The 4446-nt window shown below is 70.5% G+C and carries 7 protein-coding genes; all 7 read left to right on the top strand.

The features are described 5' to 3' along the window. Window positions 1–261: 261 nt before the first annotated feature. The 7 genes from AC1WTP_RS34190 (at window position 262) to AC1WTP_RS34160 (ending at window position 4388) form a co-directional block, all read left to right on the top strand. Complete coding sequence (locus tag AC1WTP_RS34190) at window positions 262–651, top strand: YybH family protein (RefSeq protein ID WP_481653343.1); 390 nt, start codon at window positions 262–264, stop codon at window positions 649–651. A gap of 84 nt (window positions 652–735) precedes the next feature. After that, entirely contained in the window at window positions 736–1251 is a 516-nt protein-coding gene (locus tag AC1WTP_RS34185) for an NUDIX hydrolase (protein WP_481653342.1), read from the top strand. A gap of 108 nt (window positions 1252–1359) precedes the next feature. Beyond that, window positions 1360–1770 carry a VOC family protein gene (locus AC1WTP_RS34180; protein ID WP_447139109.1) on the top strand — a complete coding sequence of 137 codons (411 nt, stop codon included), beginning with the start codon at window positions 1360–1362 and terminating at the stop codon, window positions 1768–1770. A gap of 23 nt (window positions 1771–1793) precedes the next feature. Continuing rightward, window positions 1794–2096: a hypothetical protein gene (locus tag AC1WTP_RS34175; protein ID WP_481653344.1), complete on the top strand. Its 303-nt coding sequence runs from the start codon at window positions 1794–1796 to the stop codon at window positions 2094–2096. Window positions 2097–2136: 40 nt separating this feature from the next. Further along, window positions 2137–2526, top strand: a complete 390-nt coding sequence (locus AC1WTP_RS34170) for a helix-turn-helix transcriptional regulator (protein ID WP_481653341.1) — start codon at window positions 2137–2139, stop codon at window positions 2524–2526. 254 nt (window positions 2527–2780) lie between these two features. Continuing rightward, the gene (locus AC1WTP_RS34165; RefSeq protein WP_481653340.1) at window positions 2781–3791 is read left to right on the top strand and encodes a mechanosensitive ion channel family protein; all 1011 of its coding nucleotides are present in this window, start codon (window positions 2781–2783) and stop codon (window positions 3789–3791) included. A gap of 93 nt (window positions 3792–3884) precedes the next feature. Beyond that, window positions 3885–4388, top strand: coding sequence for a cytochrome ubiquinol oxidase subunit I (locus AC1WTP_RS34160; protein WP_481653339.1), 504 nt, complete (start codon window positions 3885–3887; stop codon window positions 4386–4388). Window positions 4389–4446: the final 58 nt, after the last annotated feature.

The raw sequence follows: 4446 nt of genomic DNA, 5'->3' as shown, positions 1-4446 counted from the left end.
CAACAAGACCGGCGCACCCGTCACCCGGTCACTGATCGCCTACGACCACTGACCGGGATTCGGAACTACTCGTCTAGCGGCCGCACCGCGGTCAGCAGGACGGGGGCTGGTCCAGATCAGACCGCTGCTCCGCGGTCCACTTCTCGACGTCCTCGGCGAGCCGGTCATTCCATCGCCTTTTCCTCCGTCTCGTGTCCAGACGCTGCGACACTGGTCCTGCAGCGATCCACCCCGGCGGCGCCGCACAGAAGGGGAGCCCGCATGACCGACAGGTCTGGCGTGGAAGCCTGGATCCGGGCTTATGAATCTGCCTGGCGGACGGCGGGCACCGGCCAGCTCGACCGGCTCTTCACCACCGACGCCACCTATCAGATGTCGCCGTTCCAGCAGCCGCACCGGGGCCTCGACGCCATCCGCGTGCTGTGGGACGCCGAACGCGCCGGGCCGGACGAGGAATTCGAGATGGACTTCCACATCGTCGCCGTCGACGACCCGCAGGCGGTCGTACGGCTGGAGGTGCGATACGGCGGTCCTCGCCCCCAGGTGTTCCGCGATCTGTGGATCCTCACGTTCGCCCCGGACGGCCGGTGTCTGGCCTTCGAAGAGTGGCCGTTCAGCCCCGAGCCTTCCGCGCCGCACCACACACCCTGACCGTGAGCGCCGGGTGCCAGCGGCGGCCGGGCGCCCCGGCCGCCATACTGCGAAGCCGGACCGCCTACAGCAGGGAGAGACGCGATGGTCGAACTGCCCCGGGATCTGCCGGTGTTCGAGCGCAGCGCGGTGCGGCTGGTGGTGCTCGACGGCGACGACCGGGTGCTGCTGTTCCACACCCGCGACCCGGACCACCCCCGGCTGGGCACCTGGTGGGAGCTGCCCGGCGGGGGCATGGACCCCGGCGAGACCTACCTGGACACGGCGGTGCGGGAGCTGCGCGAGGAGACCGGCATCGTGGCGACCGCCGCGCAGATCGGCCCGCCGACCTGGCGGCGCCGGGCCAGCTTCGTCCACCGGCAGCGGCGCCACCTCCAGGACGAGGTGGTCGTCCCGGTGCGGCTGACCGGACCCGGACCGGACGTGGACGAGGCGCACCGGCTCGACTACGAGCTGGAGGACTACTTCGGCTTCCGGTGGTGGCCGGTCGCCGAGGTGGTGGCCAGCGGCGAGCGGTTCTACCCCGGCCAGCTGCCGGGGCTGCTGACCGCGTTCCTGGCCGGCGAGGAGATCGACGAGCCGTTCGAGCTGTGGTCGTGAGGGCGTCACGCCACCACGCTGGCGGGCCACCGTGTGTGGCGAAACAAGCGGTCAGATCGATCAGGAATCGAGAAGTGCGGGTCAGGATCCGCGCCTAGCATCATGATCATGGACATCACCATTCACACGAGCTTCCTCCCGCATGTCGACCCGGACGCCTCCCTGGCCTTCTACCGCGACGTCCTCGGCTTCGAGGTCCGCAACGACGTCGGACAGGGCAAGATGCGTTGGATCACGGTCGGCCCCGTCAACCAGCCCGACACGTCCATCCTCCTGGCGCCGCCGGCCGTCGACCCAGGGATCACCGAGGACGAGCGCCGCACCATCTCGGAGATGATGGCCAAGGGCACCTACGGCTGGATCCTGCTGGCCACCCGGGACCTCGACGGCACCTTCGAGAAGGTGCAGGCCAGCGACGCCGAGGTCGTCCAGGAGCCGACCGAGCAGCCGTACGGCATCCGCGACTGCGCTTTCCGCGACCCCGCGGGCAACCTGGTCCGCATCCAGGAGCTTCGCTGAGCCGTCCGGTCATCGGTTCAGCCATGATGGCCGGCGTCGCGACACCCGAGAAGAACGCGGCGGCCAGTGCTTCCAGGCCGCTGTCCTCAACCACCCTCGGCGGCCGCATCCGGCAGACGGGCTCGCATTGTCGGCCGCCGAGGCGTTCTTCGCCGAGGGCGAGGTGCGCCCCGGCCGCCGACGAATGCGACGTCCACATCCTCGCCAGGCCGACTACCAGCCTCAATCTGGCCGGCGTCGAGCAGTTGCTCGGCCTGCTCGACCGGCTCGTCGACTCCGGCGAGTCGGGCCTCGTCATCGAGCGCCTCGCCGCCCCTCCCAAATAGCCGAGGTGTGCTCACGTACATCGACGAAAGGAGTTCTCTCATGTGTCACCCCTCGTGGGGGCGCGCACTCGCCGCGGCGCAGCACTTGCGCGACCTCGCGCTGCTGCGCCGCGTCCGCGACCGGATCGACCGGGAGTACGCGCAGCCGTTGGACGTCGAGGCGCTCGCCCGCGGCGTGAACATGTCGGCCGGGCACCTCAGCCGCCAGTTCCGGCTCGCCTACGGCGAGTCGCCGTACGCCTACCTGATGACCCGGCGCATCGAGCGCGCCATGGCGCTGCTGCGTCGTGGCGACCTCAGCGTCACCGAGGTCTGTTCGGGCCCTGTTCCACAACCTGGGGAGGAGTTCACCGCGACGCTGACCCGGGAGCCGCGCCGGCAGGAGGTGCCCGACCTGCGGGACGTCCCGCTCACCGTCCGGCCCGGCTAGCGTCCCGGTGCCGGCGGAGGGGGCGTCCGCGCCGGCCCGGTCTCCCGGTCACCGGTAGCGGGCGCGGCTGATCACGGTGACGTCCTCGCTGCCCGAGCTCGAAGTGGTGGCGCCGCGTGCCGCGGGCCGCCGGGGGACTTCGGCCGGTCGCGATGTACGCCCGACGATCGGCCGTCTCGTGACACGCTGCCGTGGGGGACGACCCGGACGGGAGCGGAAGTAATGACCATCGGTACCGCGGTGAACGGCAGCTGATGGGCCGAGCGGTGATCGTGCTGGCCGCGGTGGTGGCGGCCGTGCTGGTGGACGTGCTCAGCGGCGTACTCGTCAGCCGGATCGCCCGTGGTCGCTACGAATGGCTGCTGGCGCCGCTGCGCCAGGCCTGCCGCCGCCCGACGACGGCCGTTCTGCTACTCGCGGGCCTCTACGCCGCGCTGCCGGGAGGGCCGGGCCGGTGGCTGCGCGAGGGCCGGCACGCCATCCTGCTGGTGCTGATCGGCAGCGTCGCCTTGCTGGTGGTCAGGGCGCTGCACGTCGCCGAGAACGTGGCGTTCAGCCGGCTGCCGGCCGGGGTGGTGGCCGACCGTCGGATCCGCCGCACCCGCACCCAGATCCGGCCGGTGCGAAGGTTGACCTCGACGGCGGTCACGATCGTCGCGATCGGTCTGATCATGACCACCTTCGAGCCGATACGCCTGTTCGGCATCTCGGTGCTCACCTCGGCCGGTGTGATCGGCGCCGTGGTCGGCCTGTCCGCCCGGACCGCGCTGGGCAACGCCTTCGCCGGCATCCAGGTCGCCTTCGCGGACGGCCTCTACGTCGGTGACGTGCTCGTCATCGATGGCGAGTGGGGTCGCGTCGAGGAGGTGAAGCTGACCAACGTGGTGATCCGGCTCTGGGACGACCGCCGGCTCATCCTGCCCACGACCTACTTCACCGAGCGCCCGTTCCAGAACTGGACGCGACACGAGACCCGGGTGGTCGGCAAGGTCCAGATCCACGTCGACCACACCGCCAACCTGGACGACCTGCGCGTCGAGGCACGGCGCCTGATCGAGGCGTCGACGCTGTGGGACCGGCACCAGTGGGTGCTCCAGATGGTCGATGCCAACCCGCAGACCGTCGTCATCCAGCTCCAGGCTTCCGCCGCCGACGGGCCGAGCGCCTGGGACCTCCGCTGCGACCTGCGCGAGGCGATGGTCCGCTACCTGCGGGAGAACCACCCGCAGTGGCTGCCCCGCACCCGCAGCGAGTACAAGCCCTGATTCCGTGCCCGGGATGCGGCATTCGCGTTGCCGACCAGCAGACGGGCCGTTAGACCACCGTGGGGCTGACACGCGACGGAGGTGGGGAACCCGATGCTGGTTGACCTGCTCGCCCAGGACGCCGCCCCGGGAGACCTCATGGCGGCGCGGGTGCAGATGGCCCTGTCCCTGGGCTGGCACATCGTGATCGCCTCGTTCGGCGTCGGCATGCCGGCGGTCACCGTCTTCGCCGAGTGGCGCGGGCTGCGCACCGGGGACCCGACCTTCACCCGGCTGGCGCACCGCTGGGCCAAGGCGATGGGCGTGCTGTTCGCGGTCGGCGCGGTGTCGGGGACCGTCCTGTCGTTCGAGATGGGGCTGCTCTGGCCCGGCCTGATGGGCCGCTTCGGCGACGTGATCGGCCTGCCGTTCGCGTTGGAGGGCATCGCGTTCTTCGTCGAGGCGATCTTCGTCGGGATCTACCTGTACGCCTGGGACCGGGTGCCACCCCGGGCGCACCTGCTCTCCGGACTGCCGGTCTGTGTCGCGGGTGTGGCGTCCGCGTTCTTCGTGGTGTCGGCGAACGCCTGGATGAACCATGTCAAGCCCCGGGTTTGATGGAGAGTTGGTTAGCTGGTTTTCAGGGGTGCGGTGACCGGGTGGGTCATCGCGTGTA

This window comes from Micromonospora sp. R311 (assembly GCF_056780015.1).
This window is presented reverse-complemented; position numbering and strand designations above follow the sequence as displayed.